Source organism: Haloarcula sp. MBLA0163 (assembly GCF_055632435.1).
Genome location: NZ_CM145745.1, coordinates 3,009,642 through 3,027,688, shown reverse-complemented (window position 1 = coordinate 3,027,688; position 18,047 = coordinate 3,009,642). Strand labels below are relative to the sequence as shown.

Below are 18,047 nucleotides of genomic sequence, written 5' to 3'. Positions count from 1 at the left end.
GCGTGCCGCTCAGACTGCCTCTGGGCCCGTCTTGCCTGTTCGGACCTGGTAGGCGTCCTCCACCGGGATGACGAATATCTTGCCGTCGCCCTTCTCGCCCGTGTGGGCGCCCTCGGCGATGGCTTCCACGACCTCGTCGGCGGGGATGTCTGCGACGACGGTCTCTATCTTGACCTTCTGGTGGAGGTCGACGACGTACTCCTCGCCGCGCCACTGCCCCTTCTTCGCGGGCTGTGAGCCGCGGCCGGAGACGTTGGTGACTGTCAGCGAGGGCGCGCCCACTTCCGCGAGCGCCTGCTTGACGTCGCCGAGCTTGTCCGGTCGAACCATTGCGACAACCATCTTGATGTCCGTGTCTTCAGTCATCTTTGGAACCTCCGTCAGTACGCACGCTCTCACTCACCATGCCACCGTCGGCGACCACGCTGTCGCCGGAGCCGAACTCGGGGTAGGTCTCGACGCCGTGTTCGCTGACGTCGAGGCCCTCCTGCTCGTGTTCGGGCGTGACGCGGGCCTGTCCGATGGCCTTGAGGACGCCCCACACCGCGGCCGTCGCGACGATGGTCCACGCGGCGATAGCGACCACGCCGATGACCTGTGCGATGAAGGCGTTCACGATACCGCCCGCGGGTGCCTCGGCCGCGACGAAGGGGAACATGAGCGTCCCCAGCACGCCGGCGCTCCCGTGGACCGGGAAGACCGCACAGACGTCGTCGATCTGGAGGCGCTTCTCGACGAAGCTGAACACGAGCGGGAGCTGTGCGCCCGCGAGGCCGCCGACGAGGAAGGCGCCCCACCACGAGGTGGTGTCCGGAATCGCGGTGATGCCGACCAGACCGGCGAGCAGTCCGTTGGCGACGTACAGCGTGTCGACCTTGCCGGTCTTCGCCCACGCGACGGCGGCGGCACCGATGGCGCCCGCGGCCATCGCGATGGTCGTCGTCATGGCGACGCGGCCGACGTAGGAGAACGCGCCGAGCTGGAGCGAGCCGTCGGTGAAGACGAAGACGCTCGCGGCCGTGCCGACGTTGAAGCCGTACCAGCCGAACGCGAGGATGAGCGTCCCCAGCACGGCGAAGGTCAGCGAGTGGCCGGGGATGACGTTCACCGAGCCGTCCTCGTTGTACCGGCCCATGCGCGGGCCGAGGACGTAGGCGGCGGTGAGGCCGGCGATGCCGCCCATGCCGTGGACGATCATGCCGCCGGCGAAGTCGTGGAAGGCGGCGCCGCCGAAGCTGATGTAGGCGCCGGCCCACGTGATGCCGGTGACGACCGGGTAGATGACCGCCGCCAGCAGGAACGTGTAGGTGACGTACGCGCGGAGCTTCGCGCGTCCGGCCACGGCGCCGGAGACGATGGTCGCCGCCGTCATCGCGAAGACGGCGCCGAACAGCCAGCCGACCCAGTCGTTCGGGTTCTCGGCGACGAAGGCGGGCGAGAAGCCGCTACCGCCGACGAGCGACGAGACGCCCGCGCCGATGAGGAAGAACACCGACACCCCGACCGACCACGTGAGGAGGTTCTTCGTGAGCTGGTTCGCGACGTTCTTCGAGCGCACCTGCCCCGCCTCGAGCATGGCGAAGCCGGCGTGCATGAAGAAGATGAGGAACGTTACGACGAGTACCCACAGGAGGTTGACTCCCGTGACCAACGTTTCGAGCGTTTCCGGTGAGGTTTGCAGAGGTTCGAGTACCATGATTTGTATCGTGTTGTGGTTATTGCGTTTGAACGTCCAACTTTATCGTATTCGGTGCCGTCTTTGTCAACTCGTTCACGGAGAAATCTCTGGCAACAACACTACATAAGGATTGGGTTTATGAAATCGAAGATTCAGGGGTAACAGGTAGACGACCGTCCAGATTACAGTATGATATTATGGATATAAGGTTGTTCTCCGTCAAGAAACTCGGCAGCTGTCTGCCGGGATTTTGGACGAATGTCGACCGCGAATCCGGCCGAACGGGCCGAAACCGGCCGGTTTCGCTTGCGCGCGCTCCCGATACCGCCCGCTCTGGACGCGCGTCTACTGTCGGCACTCGTCACTGGACGGTTGGTGAGATACCGACGAACGGAGTGGTCGGTCGCGGGGCCGCCGCACTCAGAGCCGGTCGGCCACGTCCTCCGCGAAGTAGGTGAGAATCAGGTCGGCACCGGCCCGCTTGATGGACAGCAGGGACTCGTGGGCGACTTCCTCTAGGTTCAGCCACCCCTTCTCCGCGGCGGCGTGCAGCATCGCGTACTCGCCGGAGACGTTGTAGGCGGCGACCGGGTGGTCGTAGGTCTCTCGCACGTCGCGGACCACGTCTAGGTACGGCAGGGCCGGCTTGACCATCAGCACGTCCGCCCCCTGTTCGACGTCGAGTTCGACCTCCCGGCGGGCCTCGCGTGCGTTCGCGGGGTCCATCTGGTAGTGTCGCCGGTCGCCGAAGGCCGGCGCGCCGTCGGCGGCGTCGCGGAAGGGGCCGTAGAACGACGACTCGAACTTCGCCGCGTAACTCATGACCGGTACCTCGGTGTGGCCGTCCTCGTCCAAGGCCTCGCGGATGGCGCCGACCATCCCGTCCATCATGCCCGACGGCGCGACCATGTCGGCCCCCGCGCGTGCGTGACTGACCGCGACGTTCCCCAGCAGGTCCAGCGTCTCGTCGTTGCGGACGGTGAGGTCCGGGTCCGACGCGGCCGTCTCCTCCAGCACTCCGCAGTGGCCGTGCTCGGTGTACTCACAGAGGCAGACGTCCGTGATGACGTAGGCGTCCGTCTCGTCGGTGATTCGCCGGACCGCCGTCTGTACCACGCCGTCGCTGGCCCACGCTCGGCTCCCGCGTTCGTCCTTCGACTCCGGGATGCCGAAGACCATAACCGCCTCGACGCCGGTCTCGAGGACCTCCTCGACGCGGGCGACGCTCTCCTCGACGGGGACGCGCTCGTGGCCCGGCATCGTCTCGATGGGGACCCGTTCGTCCGCCGTCGCGTCGACGAAGACGGGCGCGATGAGGTCCGACGCCGAGACCTCGGTCTCTCGTACCAGCGGGCGAACCCCGTCGGTCCGCAGCCGTCGGGGGCGACGTGTCATGTCCATATCCGCACTCCGTGGGTCGGCGGCAAGAAGGCTCCGCTCGTTCGGCGGCCCTGTCGCCGTCCCTCAGTCCAGCAGACCGGCCTTCCCGCGCAGCAGCAGGAGACCGATACCGGGACTGGCGACCAGCGCGTTCAGCAGGTCCCCGACGACGGGGACGGCGCTGACCGCACCGACGACGACGGCACCCACGGCCAGCGCCGCCCAGCGGTCGTCGACGCCGCCGACGCCGGTGAGCCACCGGCCGACGGCGTACGCGCCCAGCGGCGTCCCCACCAGCGCGACGACGAGCAGCGCGAGCAGGCCCGGGATGGTTATCAGGAGGCCGACGATGGTCAGCGCCAGCAGGACGAGGCCGACGATGACCGCGAGATACCCCAGCGTGCCGGTGGCGACGACGACCCCGGGGTCCGCGAAGATGTCGTCGACGGCGGTGCCGGTCCAGTCGGGGGCAGCAGCGAGGAGGATGGCGCCGACGACGAGGCTGTACCCGCCGGCCGCGACGAACTGTGCGAGCGGCGACAGGGTGACCTGGTCGGGCGGTTGCTGTGCGGCGGCGACGCCCGGCAGGACCGCGAGTGCGACCGCTGCCGCGGCGAGACGCTGACTGGTGGAGGGCATCGTCCGGGTGTTCCCGAGGCGACGGTAAATGTCTCGTGTCTCCGGCAGGCGGTCGTCACAGCGATACAGCGCGGAAGCCCACGGTTCAGCCGTGGGAGGAAGCACGTCAACGGTACGTGACTTCAACACGAAGCCAAAATACGTCTCATAGACCCTGAAGTGGTCGGTGAGACGGGCTGTCTGTCAGCCAGCCCCGAAGTCGGGGATGCTGAACGAGTCCCTCCGACTCCCAGTTGGAACGTCTCCTGAGAAAGCCCCTTCTTAGAAAGGGAGGGGTGTGGGGCGTTCCACTGGCAGCGCGAGACTCGGGAGTCCACCGGCAAGCCCACCGCTTCACCGGTGGGTAGCTGACACCCGACACGAAGCCGTTTTGACCGTCGACCCAGTAGTCGTCGCTATGTCCGCTGTCGCGGAGAAGATGGCTGCCGCCCGCGAGGACCTCGCGTCGCGAGACGGCGTGGTGGTCGCGTTCTCCGGCGGCGTCGACTCGAGCGTGGTCGCGGCGCTGGCCCACGACGCCCTCGGGGACGACGCCGTCGCCTGTACCGCGAAGTCAGAGACCCTGCCCGCCGAGGAACTCCAGGACGCCACCCGCGTCGCCGAGGAGATCGGCATCCGTCACGAGATCGTGGAGTTCTCAGAACTCGACAGCGACGAGTTCGTCCAGAACGACGACATGCGCTGTTACCACTGCCGCTCGATGCGGCTCGGCGCCATGTACGACCGCGCCCGCGAACTCGGCATCGACGTCGTCTGTGACGGCACCAACGCCTCCGACGTGGGCGAGGGCCACCGGCCCGGCCTCCGGGCCGTCGACGAACTCGACGCCTACTCCCCTCTGCTGGAACAGGACATCGAGAAGGCGGAGGTCCGGGAGATAGCCCGCGAGTACGACCTCTCGGTGGCCGACAAGCCCTCGATGGCCTGTCTCTCCTCGCGCATCCCGACCGGGCTCGAGGTGACCGAGGACCGCCTCTCCCGCGTCGAGAAGGCCGAACGGCTCCTGCGGACGTGGGGCTTCGAGCAGTTCCGGGTCCGGGACCACGACGGGCTGGCCCGCATCGAGGTCGGCGAGGACGAACTGGAGACGGCGCTGGACCCCGACTTCGTCCGGGCGGCCCGCGACCACGTCGAGGACTGCGGGTTCGACCACGTGACGCTGGACCTCCACGGCTACCAGACCGGGAGCGTCAGCCCGGAAGAGGAGGACGACGAGGACGACGTCGTCGCGAACGTCTTCGACGCCGACTACCCGACCGCCGAGTAGCTCACTCGCGCCACGGCCGCACGCCTTCTGCGACGAGTTCCGCGCCCGACCCGTCCAGCCGTAGCTCCGTCACCGAGCAGTTCGGCGGGGAGTGGGCGGTGATGGTCGCGTCCAGCGAGCGCTCGGTCACCGCGGCGAGCAGCACCTTGACGACGCCGCCGTGCGTGACCAGCACCACCGTCTCGTCCGGGCCGACCGTCGCCCGCAGGTCGGCCCACGCCGACGCGACGCGGTCACAGAACGCCTCGACGCTCTCGGCGTCCTCCGGCGCGGCGTCGAGCGACGACACGCTCGCCTCGGGGTCGTGGTCGGGGTGGCGCTCGAACAGCGTCTCGGCCAGAAAGCCCTGGTAGACCCCGAACCCGCGCTCGCGCCACGCGCCGTCGACGGTCGGGTCGGGCAGTCCCGCTGCCGTCTCACGCACCCGCTCGGTCGTCTCGCGGGTCCGCCGGAGGTCGGATGTCACGAGACGGTCTACCGCCCGCTCGTCGGCGAGCCACGCCCCCAGCGCCCGCGCCTGCTCGCGGCCGCGGTCGGTGAGTCGCGTCGGGGCCCACCCCTGCACCCGCCCCTCGCGGTTCCAGTGCGTCTCGCCGTGTCGCGCGACGAGGACGGTCGCCACGACCGCTCACTCCCGCGCCTCGACGGCGTTCTCGCCACCGGCGTCGTCGCCGCGGCGGTAGCGTGCGACCAGCAGGCTCCCCTCGAAGAGGACGACGAGTGCGACGGCGACGCCCGCGGCGGCCGTCGTCGCCAGCCCGAACTGGTTCACCAGTCGGAACAGCGTCGGGTCGGGACTGGAGAGGTAGCCGACGACGATGGCCACCGCCCAGACCGGCAGGCGGGCCGTCCGGAGGCCGCGCCACAGTCTCACGCTGCCGTAGTAGTTCTTGTTGACGTACGCGGTCAGTTCGAACAGCACGATGAGACCGCCGCCGACGAGTATCGGCGGGGCCAGCCCGACCTCGGCGAGCGCGCCCGTGACGCTCGCGGGCAGCTGCCCGTAGTAGCCGGTCGGCACCGGCGCGGGGCTGAGGACGTAGCCGACCAGCGCGAACAGGGCGTAGGCGTAGGGCCGCCGGTTCGCGAGGTCCTCGGCGGTCGGGACGGGCGAACTGCTCCCGGTCCACTTCAGGAGGAGGAGCGTCCCCTCGAAGAGCCCGATCATGGTCACGGCGACCATCAGCGGCGCCATCCCCGTCGGGTCGGGGCTGAAGACGAACGCGATGGCCGCGAACGCCCCCCAGAAGTAGAGGCGCCGGTCGACCAGCCACCGCCTCGTCGTGACGCCCATCATGATGGCGAGCATCACGAACAGCGGAATCTGGAAGACGAGCGCGAAGAAGCCCAGCATCAGGATGATGAGGTTGAACGTCTCCCCGAGGCCGAAGGCGAGGTCGGCGGCCCGGTCGGAGTAGGTGATGAAGTAGTCGAACATCGCCCGCAGCACCGCGAAGTACGCGAAGCCGACGCCGATGGCCGCGAGGACCAGGCTCGTCGGGACCGCCGCGAGGTAGTAGCGCCGCTCGCGGGGGTACAGCCCCGGGCGCATGAACAGGTACGTCTCGTAGACGAACACCGGTAAGGCGGCGATGAAGCCGACTAACGACGCGACCTTCAGGCGCGCGAGGATCAGCGCGAGCGGGCTGTAGACGTGCGGGCAGTCCGCGCCGGCGACGGTGCTCTCGCCGCCGGGTTGGGCGTCGACGGCGAACTGGCCACACGCCTCGGCCGGCCCGTCGAGGAAGGAGTACCAGAGGAAGTTGATGAGTTCGTCCGACGCCGGCAGGGTCAGCACGGCGACGGCGGCCATCACGCCGACGACGATGAACAGCCGCGTCGCCATCTCCTCGACGTGGTCGGCCAGCGGCATCTCCTGGTCGTCAGGCGCGCCGCCGATGCCCGCCTCGCCGTCGGGGTCGTACCCCGGGTCACCGGGCCCGGTGGCCCCGGTCGGCGACGGCGTCGCCGGGATGCCCCAGTCCGTCGGGACGTCGGCGGGCGTCGCGGCGCTGATCTCGTCCGGGTCGCGGTCGAACAGGCCCCCTCTGGTCGGCCCCGGGAGGCCGTGGGCGCCCGCCGTCGTCTCGTGGCCCCCGACCGGCCTGTCCCCCGGCGCACTGACGCCGCCCGTGTCGTCGGTACCGTCGTCCTGGGAGCCGTCGGCTCCCGCATCGCGCTCTGCCGGCCCCATCTGGTCGGGGCGGCCGGCGGAGCCGCGGTCGCGGTCCGCCTGGTGGACGTCGCTGTCGCTCCGGTCGTCCGAGGACAGGACCGGGTCCTCGGGCCGTGGGCGGTCGTCGTCTGCGTCCCCGTCCACCATCTATCTGGAAGCGGTTTGGCGGTTGGTGGTTGTAAACTTTCTTTTCGAGCGGCCGCGCTCGGCCCGTGAACGCGCCCGTGTGATGAACAAATTGATAACGCAGAATCGGCTACCCTCACGGACGATGGCGAGTGCAATCGACGAGGACACGGTCCAGACGGTCCAGAGTGGCCGTGCGACGCTGGGTGCGATGCTCAGCACCGCCCAGACCCACCTCCAGAAGGTGTTCATCGTCTTCGTCGTCGGGATGATGGGGACCATCCTGGCCCTCCAGTACGGGGCCTGGGAACGGCTCAAACAGGACCTGCTGTACTCCCAGATGGACCTCACCACGCAGGAAGCGACCAGTATCGTCGCCGTCACCCCCTTCGACGTCATCCTCCTCCAGGTGAAGATAGGGGCCGTCGTCGGCATCCTCATGTCGGTCCCCCTGCTCATCTACTTCGGCCGCGACGGGTTGCGACGCCGCGGGTGGTGGCCCGCCGAGAAGATCCCGCTCTGGAAGGGCGCGCTGTTCGTCGTCATCAGTCTGGGCCTGTTCGCCGCCGGCGTCGCCTACGCCTACGAACTGTTCTTCCCGCTGATGTTCAACTTCCTCGCCGGCAACGCCGACGCCGCGGGGTTCGTGCCCCAGTACTCTATCGTCAAGTGGGCACAGTTCGTCTTCCTGCTGGCGGCCTCGTTCGGACTGGCCGCCCAGTTGCCGCTGCTGATGACGGTCCTCTCGTACACGGGCATCGTCCCCTACGAGACGTTCCGCGACAAGTGGCGCTACGCCGTCATCGCCATCTTCGGGTTCGGCGCGCTGTTCTCGCCGCCGGACCCCTTCACGCAGATCATGTGGGCCGCGCCGCTGTGCGGGCTCTACGCGCTGAGTCTGGCGCTCTCGAAGCTCGCGGTGACGGTCAAACGCTCCAGCGACCTCGTCAGCACCCGCCGGGTCGCCGTCGAGCACTGGAACACCGTCCTCGGGGCGGCCGTCCTCGTCGGCGGGCTGACCTACTACGTGCTGACGACGAGCGCGTTCCAGTACGTACAGGCCGTCGAGGCGGTCGCCGCGCAGTACTCGACCCGGCTCACCGGGGACCTCGCCCGCCCCGAGCTGTTCGGCCTCTCCGTCGAGGGGACGGCCGTCCTGCTGGCCGCGGTGTTCGGGTCGTTCGCGACCGTCGCCGTCGTCTACTACCACGTCCTGCAGGCGCTGGACCAGAACGCGGTCGGGCCCGGCCGTCGCCACGGCGACCCGACGGCCATCGACGTCGACGAGCTGAGCGCCTCGGCCATCGAGGTGGCCCCGCCGGAGGCCTTCGAGGAGATGACCGAGGAGGAGGCGCTGGCCCACGCCGACCGCGCCCTCTCCGAGGAGAACCAGGAGAAAGCCCAGCTGATCCTCGACCGCTGGGACATGGCCCACGAGGACGACGGGCCGGAGGGCGGGGCCACGGAGAGCGCCGATGGCGAGGCCGAGTCGGACGCCGAGGAGGACGTCCTCACCTCGACGACGGCCGGGATGGTCAACGCCTTCACCGACGACGAGACCACCGAGGACGACATCGGCGGCTACTACTACGACATCCGCTTCATCTTCGACGCCATCGCCTCGAAGGCGTTCTGGGTGCTGGGCGTGTTCGGCGTCGTCCTCTCGGCGGCGTTCCTGTTCCTCTACCAGGGCGGTATCGGCCGCATCCAGCGGGTCTTCGTCAGCCGCCTCCCCGAGGGGATGGCCGAGGGCGTCAACATCGTGACGCTCCACCCGGTCGAACACCTCGTGTTCATCGTGAAGTTCTCGACCATCCTCGGGGCCATCTCGGTGGTGCCCCTGTTGCTGTACTTCGCGTGGCCGGCGATGCGCGAACGCGGCCTCGTCGTCGGCGACCGCGACGTCCTCCTCGTCTGGGGCGGGACGCTGTTCGCGGCGCTCATCGGCGGGAGCCTGCTCGGGTTCCTCTACGTCGCGCCGATGACCATCTCGGCCATCGCCTACGACCAGTTGCAGGCCAACATGGTCATCGCCTACCGCATCAGCAAGTTCGGCTGGCTGGTGTTCTTCCTCACCATCGGCATCGGCCTGCTGGCCGAGATCCCGGTGACGATGTTCCTGTTCCACCGCGCGGGCATCGTCCCGTTCCACCTGATGTACGAGCGCTGGCGCGAGGTCGTCATCGGCATCGTCGCCCTCTCGGCGGTCCTCTCGCCGAACGGCATCTTCACGATGTTCATCGTCGGCATCCCGACGGCGGCGGCCTACCTGCTGGGGCTTGGCATCCTCTGGGTGTACACGCTCGGCGGCCGGCGGACGCCGAAGGGTCGGAGCGAACCGGCCGACTGAGGCGACGAGGCGACCGATTTAAGCGGCGGTGTCGGTATTCTGTGAATATGCCAAAGATAAGCGTCGAGGTGCCCGCGGAGCTTCTCGAGGACTTGGACGCCCACGTGGGCGAAGAGGGGAAGTTCGTCAACCGGAGCGAGGCCATCCGCGCCTCGGTCCGCAAGACGCTCGACATACTGGACGACATCGACGAGCGACAGGGGCGACTCGAGGATGAGCAGTAGCGGCGAGCACCCGGTCCGGGTCGGCCTCGTCGCCCTGTTCGTGACGGCGCTGGTCGTCTCGCAGGTGACGGCGTCGAAACTGCTGGCGTTCGACCTCCCGTTCTCCCTGCCCGTGGCCGGCGAGACGCTCGTCCTCCCGGGCGCGGCGCTGGCCTACGCGCTGACGTTCTTCGCCTCCGACTGCTACGCCGAACTGTACGGCCGCCGGGCCGCCACCGTCGTCGTCAACGTCGGCTTCCTGATGAACTTCGTCCTGCTGGCGCTGGTCTGGAGCACCATCCTCGCCCCCGGCCTGCCCGCCGAAGCCCAGCCGGTCGACCCGGCGGCGTTCCGCAACGTGCTGGCGGCGAGCACCGGCATCGTCGCCGCCAGCCTCTCGGCGTACGTGGTCAGTCAGAACCTCGACGTGTTCGTCTTCCACGCGCTGCGGGACGCCACCGACGGCGAGGCGCTGTGGCTCCGGAACGTCGGGTCGACCGCCACGAGCCAACTGGTGGACACGGTCATCTTCATCGGCGTGGGGTTCATCCTCTTCCAGGGCGTCCCGCTGTCGGCGGCGCTGTCGCTCGTCGTCGGGCAGTACCTCCTGAAACTGCTCATCGCCCTGCTGGACACGCCGTTCGTCTACGCCGTCGTCGCGCTGGCCGGCATCGAGGACGAGGCAACGCCGGCGGTCCAGTAGGTGCCGCTCACTCGGCCGGCTGCGCGAACGCGTACCGCGGTTTCACGTCGTCGACGCGCACGTCCAGCGTCTCACCCTCCTCGACGCCGCTGACGAACAGCGTGAAGTTCTCCACCTTGGCGATGCCGTCTCCTTCGTCGCCGACGTCCTCGATGGTCACCTCGACCACCTCGCCCTCGCGGACGGGGGCCGTGAGGCGGTGTTTCGCGACGAGGTACAGCTCCGAGGAGGAGTCACGCGAGGCGTCGGGCCGGACCTCCCGGACGTACTCGAACTCCGGTTCGATGTCGGCCTTCAGGTCCTCGAGGTCCTGTCCGTCGAACACCTTCGCGGCGAAGTCCCCGCCCGACCCGAGCAGGTCTGTCGCCACCTCGAAGGCCTGCCTGACGAGGTGGACCGACCGGGCGTGGTCCAGGTCGTACTCGCCGGTCATGTTCGGCGCCATGTCCGAGAGGACCACGTCGACGGGACCGCCGAGTTCGTCGGCGTCGCCGCCGACAACGTCCCGGATCTCGGCTTTGGTGTCGGCCTCGGTCATGTCCCCGCGGACGTACTCGACGGCGGGCGCCGGGTCCTCGAGAGGGTCGATGCGCTGGCGGTCGACGCCGACGACGGTGCCCCGTTCGCCGACGCGCTCGGCGGCCACCTGCAGCCAGCCGCCGGGGGCGGCGCCGAGGTCGACCACGGTGCGGCCCTCGCCCAGCAGCCCGGCCGTCTCGTCCAGCTGCTGGAGTTTGTAGGCCGAGCGGGCCCGGTATCCCTCCTGTTTGGCGCGGTTGTAGTAGTCGTCTTTCCCGGACATGGTCAGGTCACCGTCCGGCGTGATACGCGTCGCGAGGCTGTCTCGCACGTCGTCTCGGTCATACAAGGACGAGGTGGCCGACGCGGAAAGGCGTGCCGAATCGCGTCCCCGGCGTCGGCATCGACCGCGACGACGTGCCTTTTCCACGTCGAGACCCAACGCCGAGGGGCATGGTCTCCACCGCGGACGTCACGTCGGTTCTCCGCACCGTCGGGGCCGAGTTCAGCGAGAAGAACGTCACGTTCCTCGCCGGGAGCATCGCGTACACCGCGTTCGTCTCGCTGGTCCCGCTCCTGCTGTTCGTCGTCCTCGCGCTCGCGCTCGTCGGCGCGGGCTGGGAACAGCGCTTCCTCGCGCTCGTCTCGGCGAACGTCTCGCCGGTCATCGGCCAGTTCATCGACCGACTCCTCCAGAGCCGGGCCGGGAGCGCCGGCCCCTCCTCGCTCGTCGGGGTCGTCGTCCTCGTCTGGGGGGCGCTGAAGCTCTTCCGGGGGCTGGACACCGCCTTCGAGGAGATCTACGAGGTGGACGCCGACGGCTCGCTCGTCCAGCAACTCCGCGACGGCGTCGTCGTCCTCGTCTCGCTGGTCCTCTCGGTCGGCGCGACCGTGGCGGTCACGACCGCGTTCAGCGCCGTCGCCACCGAGGTCCCCGTCCTCGGCGTGCTGTTCCCGCTGGTGCTGGCGGCCGGCCTCGTCGTCGCGTTCCTCCCGATGTACTACGTCTTCCCGAACACGGAGGTGACGGCCCGGGAGGTGCTGCCCGGCGTCCTCGTCTCGGCGGTCGGCTGGGCGCTCCTGCAGGGGCTCTTCCAGGTGTACGTCGTCCTCGCCACCGGCGGCGGCGGGGTGAGCGTCCTCACCGGCATTATGCTGCTGCTCACGTGGCTGTACTTCAGCGGTGTCGTCCTGTTGCTGGGCGCCGTCGTCAACGCCGTCCTGGGCGGCCACACCGACAGGGACCCGACCGCGGGCGGGTCGGCCGCCACGGCGGGCTGAGCCTGGGTCCCCTTCCTCACCCGAACACGTTCACTCGTCTTCCTACGCCGTGAGAACCCGTCTCAGGTCCTGAGAGTCCCCTTTCTGGTATATGTGTGTCCGGGGCAGAGATACACTTGTAACGGAGGTCCCACTCATGTCATCCATCCCGACGGCGACGCGGCGCCGCGTGCTGCAGGCGCTGGGCGTCGGTACGGCAGCCATCGCGGGCTGTGCCGGTGCTCCCGGTGCCGAGACCGAACAGCCGACCGAACGGACCACCCCACAGGAGCCAAGCATGAACCCCGCCAAGCCGACCGACGTCGACCGTATCGCCGCCGACCCGACCGACATCCCGGACCCCATCGACCGCTCGACGCCGAAGACGGTGTCGGTCGAGATGACGACCAAAGAGCAGGTCGCCGAGGTCGAACCCGGCGTCACGTACACGTACATGACCTTCGACGGGCAGATCCCCGGGCCGATGATCCGGGTCCGCCGCGGCGACACCGTCGAGCTGACCATCACCAACGACGAGAGCAACTCCATGCCCCACAACGTCGACCTCCACGCCGTGCGGGGGCCGGGCGGGGGCGCCGAGGCGTCGATGGTCACCCCCGGCCAGACCAAGACCTTCCGGTTCAAGGCCACCTACCCCGGGAGCTTCATCTACCACTGTGCGGTCCCGAACCTCGACATGCACATCTCCTCGGGGATGTTCGGCATGATACTCGTCGAACCGAAGGAGGGCCTGCCGGAGGTGGACCACGAGTTCTACTTCGGTCAGCACGAACTCTACACCAAGGGCGAGGCCGGCGAGAAGGGCCACCACGACTTCGACATGGAGGCGATGCAGGCCGAGGACCCGACCTACGTCCTCATGAACGGCGAGAAGTACGCCATCACGCCCGACGGCTACGGCGTCCCGAGCATGCGGACCGGTGAGACGGCCCGGGTGTACTTCGCCGTCGGCGGCCCGAACCTCGACTCCAGCTTCCACCCCATCGGCTCCGTCTGGGACGAGGTCTGGCCCCAGGGGTCCATCGCCAGCGACCCCCACCGGTTCGTCCAGACGACGCCGGTCAAGCCCGGGTCGACCGTCGTGGCGACCCTGCACGCCGAGGTGCCCGGCCCCATCAAACTGGTCGACCACGCCCTCTCCCGGGTCGCCCGCAAGGGCATGATGGCGGTCATCAACCGCGAGGGCGAGGCCAACCCCGACGTGTTCCAGCCCGAGGTCTGAGCGCCGGGCTGCGACCCGTCTCAGTCGTCCCGTCTGCCACGGTGGGCACCGACGCCCAGTGCGGCCAGGAGCGCCGCGAGCACGCCGAACCCTGCGCCACTCCCGCCGCTCGTCGCCGTCGCGGCGTCGCCGCTGACGGCGGCTTCGAGTTGTCGCGAACCGAGCTGGACGAGTCGGACGCCGACGTAGCCGGTCGTACACCGTTCCTGTGAGTTGACGACGTACAGAGACCCCGGCTGGAAGTCGGTCGAGTCGGGGACGTACACCGACCGCTCGTACTGCTCGTAGTCCGGTCTCGCACGGTCGATGAGCGTCGCGTCGTAGGCCGTCGTCTCGTCGTCGGGCCAGTCGGCGAACGCACAGTCGGTCGCCGTCTGCGCTTCGACGGGGTCCGTCGTCTGTCCGAAGTGGACGAAGAAGCCGGTCAGGTCGCCCGCCTCCGACCCGTCGGCGACGACCGCCTTCGTCGTCGTCCGTGCCGACGCGCTGGTGGACGCGAGCAACGACCCGCCGAGAACCGACGCGCTCGCACCCAGCACTGCCCGTCGGGAGTACGCGTTCGAGGCTCCGTCCGGTGCCGTCATCGTGTCGACGACGTCGGCCGCCGTGCCCCTGAGGCGATGGCTTGCAAATACAAGCGACTCCCTCGCCGGTCCGGGTCGGCGCCCCGACCGCTCCTCGGGTGTGGGTCCGCTGTCGGGCACACCGAGGGTCGCACGCGCACGCGGAGTCAATGAGGGACTTTTTAATGCATGGGGGCGTAGCCCGGTTCAAGATGTTCAACGCCATCGTGAGTGCGGACACGCTCCAGTCGGCTCTCGATTCAGTGAGCGTGCTGGTGGACGAGTGCAAGATCCACCTCGAAGAGGACGGCCTCGAGATTCGGGCGGTGGACCCCGCCAACGTCGGGATGGTCGACCTGCGACTGGAGGCGGCGGCCTTCGAGTCCTACGAGACGGACGGCGGTCTCATCGGCGTCAACCTCTCGCGGCTCGAGGACATCGCCGGCATGGCCGACGCCGGCCAGCTGGTCCACCTCGAACTCGACGAGGAGACCCGGAAACTCCACATCGCCATCGACGGGCTGGAGTACACGCTGGCCCTCATCGACCCCGACTCCATCCGGCAGGAACCGGACCTCCCTGACCTCGACCTCTCGGCGCACATCGTCATCGAGGGGAAGGACATCAACCGCGCGGTCACGGCCGCCGACATGGTCAGCGACCACATCGCGCTGGGGGTCGACGCCACCGACGAACTGTTCTACGTCGACGCCGAGGGCGACACCGACGACGTCCACCTCGAACTCACCCGGGACGACCTCATCGACCTCACCGCCGGGAACGCCCACTCGCTGTTCTCGCTGGACTACCTGAAGAACATGAACAAGGCCATCCCGAAGGACGCCGAGGTCGAGATGGAACTGGGCGAGGAGTTCCCCGTCAAGATGCACTTCAACTTCGCCGAGGGCGAGGGCCGCGTGACGTACATGCTCGCGCCACGCATCCAGAGCGAGTAACGTCGCCGGCGAACGCGGGTGACGCCCGACGCCCGCGATGGTCCGTGGGCCCCTGAGACCGCCGCTCCGGCCGTCTCGGGTCCGACGCGCGTCTGACGTATCGTTTTGTGGGGGCAGACCGAACGGAGAGGCATGGAGAGTCTCGGAGACGCATACGGCGGTGACTCCCGCTTCGCGGGGCGTGACCCCCGCCGCGTCTACGCCGGCGCCGCCCTCGGCGTCCTGGGAGCGCTGGCCGTCGTCGTCGCCATCCTCGTGGTGACGACGCCGCTGTCGGCCGTCTTCGGCGCGAACGACCTCCGGGCCGCCGAGAAACTCGCCGGGACGCTGGGCGGCCTGGGCATCCCCGCGATGTTCCTCTCGGTCGTCGCCGTCCTCCCCTCGTCGAAGCGCGAACAGGCCGGCGTCGTCCTCGGCACCGGCCTCTGTCTGGTCGGCATCGCCCTGTTCCAGCGGGCGTACCCCGGCCGCTGGACGACCGGGGCCGAGACGATGGCCTTCGAGACGACGATGGCGTACTTCCTCGGGGCCGGCCTCGCCTTCTGGTTCGTCTTCACCGCGATGGCGAGCTTCCGCGCCCGGAACAACCCTCAGGGGATGGTCCGGCTGGAACTCACCCACCAGGGCGAGTCGAAGACGGTGCAGGTCTCCCCCGAGGAGTACCAGCGCTACGCGAAGGCCATCCGGAGCGACGGCGGCGAGAACGAGGCCATCATCCGCGAGATAGAGTCGCGAGCCGAGGACTGACTCAGTTCCCGGACTGTCCCTGCGTCCGGTTGCCAGACTCGCCGGCGGCCCCGTCGTCGGTCTCGGAGGCCACGGCCGTCTCTGTGCCACCGTCGGTCGCCGTACCCGTCTCGGCGTCCGAGGACGCCTCGACCTCCTCCACTTCGACGTCCTCGCCGGCGACACCGCTCTCGCTGATGACCGGCAGGAGGTTGTAGCCGTTGGGCCCCTTCTTGACGACGTTGATGTCGAAGACGAACTCGACGCCCTCGCCGGCGGTCACCTCGAACGGTTTGACGATCTGGAGCTTCTCGCTGGGGACCTTCACCGGGACCGTCTCGCCGTCGACGATGCCCTCGACGTCGGAGACGGAGAGCTCGACCTTCGCGTACCGGCCGGCCTCCAGTTCGCCGTCGAGGACGCCGACGGCCTTGTCGCCGACGACCTCCGTCAGGTCGACCGTCGGGTCGTCGAGGTCGAACACCTCGAAGCTGCCCTCGTCGTCGTCGCTGTCGTCGGCTTCGTCGGTCTCGTCGGTCTCCGATTCTGCCTCGTCGGCTTCGACGTTCTCGTCGGTCTCCGATTCTGCCTCGTCGGCTTCGACGTTCTCGTCGGTCTCCGATTCTGCCTCGTCGGTCTCCGTTTCGGATTCGGTCTCAGTCTCCGTCACCGACTCGGCGCTGAACACGCGTGCCTCGTCGAAGGTCACGTCGAGGGAGTCGAAGTCGCCGATGGCGGCCGGCCGGTCGCTGACGAGCAACCGGAACGTCCCGGTCGTCGACTCGGCCGTCGTCGCACTGTCGGTCGCGCCGCCGTCGGTCCCCCCGCCGCCACCCGTCCCGCCGCAACCGGCGACGAACGTGGCTCCGAGCGCGCTGGTCGTGGTGATGAATGTCCGTCTGTCCATACCCACCGTCGGGACTGCCATTGCATATAAAGGCCCGTTCGTTCAGCCGCTCGCCGGCGGATGAACGGAATGAACGACGGACCTGAACGGTTTTACCGCGGAGGGCCTACCACCGGGCAATGGCAAACTCGAACGCGAAGGGGGACCGCCGCGAGCGGGAGCTGGTCAACGCGCTGGACGAGGCCGGGTTCGCGGTGATGCGTGCGCCGGCCAGCGGCAGCGCCACCGAGCGAGAACTGCCGGACGTGCTCACCGGCGACGGCGAGACGTTCTACGCCATCGAGGCCAAATCCAGCGCCGGCGCCCCCATCTACCTGACCGGCGAGGAGGTCGAGGCCCTGCTCTTCTTCGCGCGGAACTTCGGCGCGAAACCCCGCATCGGCGTCCGCTTCGACCGCGAGGACTGGTACTTCTTCCACCCCGGGGACCTCTACACGACCGACGGCGGCAACTACCGCGTCAAGAAGGAGAAAGCCCTCTCCGAGGGCACCGACTTCGAGGAGTTCGTCGGCCACTCCGAGAAGGTCACGCTGGACGAGGTGGCCGACGACGGCCCCGACGAGGCCGTACTGGACGTCCTCTCGGCGTTCGAGCGGGGCGACCTCGAGAAGGAGGAAGCGGCGGCGATGCTCGAGTAGCGAGGGACGCGACGGGGCCGTGGCCCCCGAGCGGCACGAGACGCCGCCCTCACTCGACGAGTTGCTGGTCCGTCCGCGAGAGCCGGCTGTACGGGAACGCGTACCGGCGCGGGTCGTCCCGCCGGGTCGCGTCCGCGAGGTACGTCACTTCGACCACGACGTCGTCCTCGGGGTAGCCCTCGTTGGTGTCGTGGGCGGCGACGGTCCGGCCGGTCGCCGCGATGACGTACTCGTCGGCGCGCTCGTCGGCCACGTCGGCGACGACGAGGCTGTCGCCCGTCTCGCGGTCGACCACGACGTCGCCCGGCGACACCCGGCAGCGGTCACAGAGGTGCGGTGGGTCGACGGCCTCGGGGACGAACGTGACGTCGCCACAGACGTCACACCGGGCGCGCTCGTGGCCCGGCGGCGCCACGCGGCGGGCCGTGATCTCGATGGCGACGCGGCGCAGGTGCTTGCACTGCTCGCCGCGGATCCGGTGGTCGGGACAGGTACAGGAGCGGTCTGCGAGGTCGACGAGGTACGTGTGGCCGCTCTCGGAGGTGACGGCGTAGGTGCTGCCGTCGCGCGGCCGGACGGCCATGCGCTCGGTCCAGGCCCGGACGGCCCGGGAGTCGAGCTTGCTGGGGTCCGGTGCGAGTGCAGTGCGCTCCGAGTCGGCGGATGGCTCGATGAGTGTCATAGCGGGCGGACACGGCTGTGTTTCTCGGTGT

The 18,047-nt window shown here is 68.9% G+C and carries 19 protein-coding genes; 9 read left to right on the top strand and 10 right to left on the bottom strand.

Translation table 11 applies throughout. The annotated features are described in order from the left end of the window. Positions 1 to 9: 9 nt before the first annotated feature. The 4 genes from ACV7GQ_RS16225 to ACV7GQ_RS16210 all read right to left on the bottom strand — a co-directional run bounded on the left by ACV7GQ_RS16225 (position 10) and on the right by ACV7GQ_RS16210 (position 3,697). Positions 10 to 366, bottom strand: coding sequence for a P-II family nitrogen regulator (locus tag ACV7GQ_RS16225; RefSeq protein ID WP_470311244.1), 357 nt, complete (start codon positions 364 to 366; stop codon positions 10 to 12). Further along, positions 359 to 1,696 (bottom strand): ammonium transporter, encoded by a 1,338-nt coding sequence (locus ACV7GQ_RS16220; RefSeq protein ID WP_470311243.1) that lies wholly within the window; start codon positions 1,694 to 1,696, stop codon positions 359 to 361. The genes ACV7GQ_RS16225 and ACV7GQ_RS16220 overlap by 8 nt, the downstream gene beginning before the upstream one ends. Positions 1,697 to 2,098: 402 nt before the next feature. After that, entirely contained in the window at positions 2,099 to 3,079 is a 981-nt protein-coding gene (gene hemB, locus ACV7GQ_RS16215) for a porphobilinogen synthase (RefSeq protein WP_470311242.1), read from the bottom strand. A gap of 63 nt (positions 3,080 to 3,142) precedes the next feature. Beyond that, entirely contained in the window at positions 3,143 to 3,697 is a 555-nt protein-coding gene (locus ACV7GQ_RS16210; RefSeq protein WP_470311241.1) for a DUF8173 domain-containing protein, read from the bottom strand. Positions 3,698 to 4,094: 397 nt separating this feature from the next. On the opposite strand from ACV7GQ_RS16210, the gene larE reads away from it, so the two are divergent. Further along, entirely contained in the window at positions 4,095 to 4,964 is an 870-nt protein-coding gene (gene larE / locus ACV7GQ_RS16205; protein ID WP_470311240.1) for an ATP-dependent sacrificial sulfur transferase LarE, read from the top strand. 1 nt (position 4,965) lies between these two features. Here larE and ACV7GQ_RS16200 read toward each other — a convergent pair whose 3' ends face one another. Beyond that, entirely contained in the window at positions 4,966 to 5,586 is a 621-nt protein-coding gene (locus tag ACV7GQ_RS16200; protein ID WP_470311239.1) for a histidine phosphatase family protein, read from the bottom strand. Positions 5,587 to 5,592: 6 nt separating this feature from the next. Next, positions 5,593 to 7,287, bottom strand: a complete 1,695-nt coding sequence (tatC, locus tag ACV7GQ_RS16195; protein WP_470311238.1) for a twin-arginine translocase subunit TatC — start codon at positions 7,285 to 7,287, stop codon at positions 5,593 to 5,595. Between the two features lie 124 nt (positions 7,288 to 7,411). Here tatC (ACV7GQ_RS16195) and tatC (ACV7GQ_RS16190) point away from each other — a divergent pair, with 124 nt between their 5' ends. From tatC (ACV7GQ_RS16190) to ACV7GQ_RS16180, 3 genes are read left to right on the top strand one after another with little or no spacing between them, the layout of a single operon-like run. Then, positions 7,412 to 9,616 (top strand): twin-arginine translocase subunit TatC, encoded by a 2,205-nt coding sequence (tatC, locus tag ACV7GQ_RS16190; RefSeq protein ID WP_470311237.1) that lies wholly within the window; start codon positions 7,412 to 7,414, stop codon positions 9,614 to 9,616. A 47-nt stretch (positions 9,617 to 9,663) separates the two neighbouring features. Then, on the top strand, positions 9,664 to 9,840 hold the full coding sequence (locus tag ACV7GQ_RS16185; RefSeq protein WP_470311236.1) for a ribbon-helix-helix domain-containing protein: 177 nt from the start codon (positions 9,664 to 9,666) through the stop codon (positions 9,838 to 9,840). Next, entirely contained in the window at positions 9,830 to 10,522 is a 693-nt protein-coding gene (locus ACV7GQ_RS16180) for a queuosine precursor transporter (RefSeq protein ID WP_470311235.1), read from the top strand. Before ACV7GQ_RS16185 ends, ACV7GQ_RS16180 begins: the two co-directional genes overlap by 11 nt. A 7-nt stretch (positions 10,523 to 10,529) precedes the next feature. Here ACV7GQ_RS16180 and ACV7GQ_RS16175 read toward each other — a convergent pair whose 3' ends face one another. Further along, complete coding sequence (locus ACV7GQ_RS16175; protein WP_470313175.1) at positions 10,530 to 11,324, bottom strand: 23S rRNA (uridine(2552)-2'-O)-methyltransferase; 795 nt, start codon at positions 11,322 to 11,324, stop codon at positions 10,530 to 10,532. 170 nt (positions 11,325 to 11,494) lie between these two features. On the opposite strand from ACV7GQ_RS16175, the gene ACV7GQ_RS16170 reads away from it, so the two are divergent. Beyond that, positions 11,495 to 12,322 (top strand): YihY/virulence factor BrkB family protein, encoded by an 828-nt coding sequence (locus tag ACV7GQ_RS16170; RefSeq protein WP_470311234.1) that lies wholly within the window; start codon positions 11,495 to 11,497, stop codon positions 12,320 to 12,322. A gap of 136 nt (positions 12,323 to 12,458) precedes the next feature. Beyond that, on the top strand, positions 12,459 to 13,544 hold the full coding sequence (gene nirK / locus ACV7GQ_RS16165) for a copper-containing nitrite reductase (protein ID WP_470311233.1): 1,086 nt from the start codon (positions 12,459 to 12,461) through the stop codon (positions 13,542 to 13,544). Between the two features lie 20 nt (positions 13,545 to 13,564). Here nirK and ACV7GQ_RS16160 read toward each other — a convergent pair whose 3' ends face one another. Further along, positions 13,565 to 14,128: a hypothetical protein gene (locus ACV7GQ_RS16160; RefSeq protein WP_470311232.1), complete on the bottom strand. Its 564-nt coding sequence runs from the start codon at positions 14,126 to 14,128 to the stop codon at positions 13,565 to 13,567. A 191-nt stretch (positions 14,129 to 14,319) separates the two neighbouring features. On the opposite strand from ACV7GQ_RS16160, the gene ACV7GQ_RS16155 reads away from it, so the two are divergent. After that, positions 14,320 to 15,063 carry a DNA polymerase sliding clamp gene (locus tag ACV7GQ_RS16155; protein WP_470311231.1) on the top strand — a complete coding sequence of 248 codons (744 nt, stop codon included), beginning with the start codon at positions 14,320 to 14,322 and terminating at the stop codon, positions 15,061 to 15,063. A 132-nt stretch (positions 15,064 to 15,195) separates the two neighbouring features. Next, positions 15,196 to 15,810 carry a cell division protein CdpA domain-containing protein gene (locus ACV7GQ_RS16150; RefSeq protein ID WP_470311230.1) on the top strand — a complete coding sequence of 205 codons (615 nt, stop codon included), beginning with the start codon at positions 15,196 to 15,198 and terminating at the stop codon, positions 15,808 to 15,810. A gap of 1 nt (position 15,811) precedes the next feature. On the opposite strand, the gene ACV7GQ_RS16145 is transcribed toward ACV7GQ_RS16150, so the two are convergent. After that, on the bottom strand, positions 15,812 to 16,696 hold the full coding sequence (locus ACV7GQ_RS16145; protein ID WP_470311229.1) for a DUF4382 domain-containing protein: 885 nt from the start codon (positions 16,694 to 16,696) through the stop codon (positions 15,812 to 15,814). 119 nt (positions 16,697 to 16,815) lie between these two features. On the opposite strand from ACV7GQ_RS16145, the gene hjc reads away from it, so the two are divergent. Further along, complete coding sequence (gene hjc / locus ACV7GQ_RS16140; RefSeq protein ID WP_470311228.1) at positions 16,816 to 17,334, top strand: Holliday junction resolvase Hjc; 519 nt, start codon at positions 16,816 to 16,818, stop codon at positions 17,332 to 17,334. Between the two features lie 49 nt (positions 17,335 to 17,383). On the opposite strand, the gene ACV7GQ_RS16135 is transcribed toward hjc, so the two are convergent. Next, on the bottom strand, positions 17,384 to 18,016 hold the full coding sequence (locus tag ACV7GQ_RS16135; protein ID WP_470311227.1) for an SWIM zinc finger family protein: 633 nt from the start codon (positions 18,014 to 18,016) through the stop codon (positions 17,384 to 17,386). Positions 18,017 to 18,047 lie beyond the last annotated feature (31 nt).

Excerpts from the sequence above, each read along its gene's own strand:
- ACV7GQ_RS16220 (WP_470311243.1), bottom strand. The coding sequence starts at position 1,696 with ATGGTACTCGAACCTCTGCAAACCTCACCGGAAACGCTCGAAACGTTG.
- tatC (WP_470311238.1), bottom strand. The coding sequence starts at position 7,287 with ATGGTGGACGGGGACGCAGACGACGACCGCCCACGGCCCGAGGACCCG.
- hjc (WP_470311228.1), top strand. The coding sequence starts at position 16,816 with ATGGCAAACTCGAACGCGAAGGGGGACCGCCGCGAGCGGGAGCTGGTC.
- tatC (WP_470311237.1), top strand. The coding sequence starts at position 7,412 with ATGGCGAGTGCAATCGACGAGGACACGGTCCAGACGGTCCAGAGTGGC.
- ACV7GQ_RS16210 (WP_470311241.1), bottom strand. The coding sequence starts at position 3,697 with ATGCCCTCCACCAGTCAGCGTCTCGCCGCGGCAGCGGTCGCACTCGCG.
- nirK (WP_470311233.1), top strand. The coding sequence starts at position 12,459 with ATGTCATCCATCCCGACGGCGACGCGGCGCCGCGTGCTGCAGGCGCTG.
- ACV7GQ_RS16225 (WP_470311244.1), bottom strand. The coding sequence starts at position 366 with ATGACTGAAGACACGGACATCAAGATGGTTGTCGCAATGGTTCGACCG.
- ACV7GQ_RS16170 (WP_470311234.1), top strand. The coding sequence starts at position 11,495 with ATGGTCTCCACCGCGGACGTCACGTCGGTTCTCCGCACCGTCGGGGCC.
- ACV7GQ_RS16150 (WP_470311230.1), top strand. The coding sequence starts at position 15,196 with ATGGAGAGTCTCGGAGACGCATACGGCGGTGACTCCCGCTTCGCGGGG.
- ACV7GQ_RS16185 (WP_470311236.1), top strand. The coding sequence starts at position 9,664 with ATGCCAAAGATAAGCGTCGAGGTGCCCGCGGAGCTTCTCGAGGACTTG.
- ACV7GQ_RS16135 (WP_470311227.1), bottom strand. The coding sequence starts at position 18,016 with ATGACACTCATCGAGCCATCCGCCGACTCGGAGCGCACTGCACTCGCA.
- hemB (WP_470311242.1), bottom strand. The coding sequence starts at position 3,079 with ATGGACATGACACGTCGCCCCCGACGGCTGCGGACCGACGGGGTTCGC.
- ACV7GQ_RS16145 (WP_470311229.1), bottom strand. The coding sequence starts at position 16,696 with ATGGACAGACGGACATTCATCACCACGACCAGCGCGCTCGGAGCCACG.
- ACV7GQ_RS16155 (WP_470311231.1), top strand. The coding sequence starts at position 14,320 with ATGTTCAACGCCATCGTGAGTGCGGACACGCTCCAGTCGGCTCTCGAT.
- ACV7GQ_RS16180 (WP_470311235.1), top strand. The coding sequence starts at position 9,830 with ATGAGCAGTAGCGGCGAGCACCCGGTCCGGGTCGGCCTCGTCGCCCTG.
- ACV7GQ_RS16175 (WP_470313175.1), bottom strand. The coding sequence starts at position 11,324 with ATGTCCGGGAAAGACGACTACTACAACCGCGCCAAACAGGAGGGATAC.
- ACV7GQ_RS16160 (WP_470311232.1), bottom strand. The coding sequence starts at position 14,128 with ATGACGGCACCGGACGGAGCCTCGAACGCGTACTCCCGACGGGCAGTG.
- larE (WP_470311240.1), top strand. The coding sequence starts at position 4,095 with ATGTCCGCTGTCGCGGAGAAGATGGCTGCCGCCCGCGAGGACCTCGCG.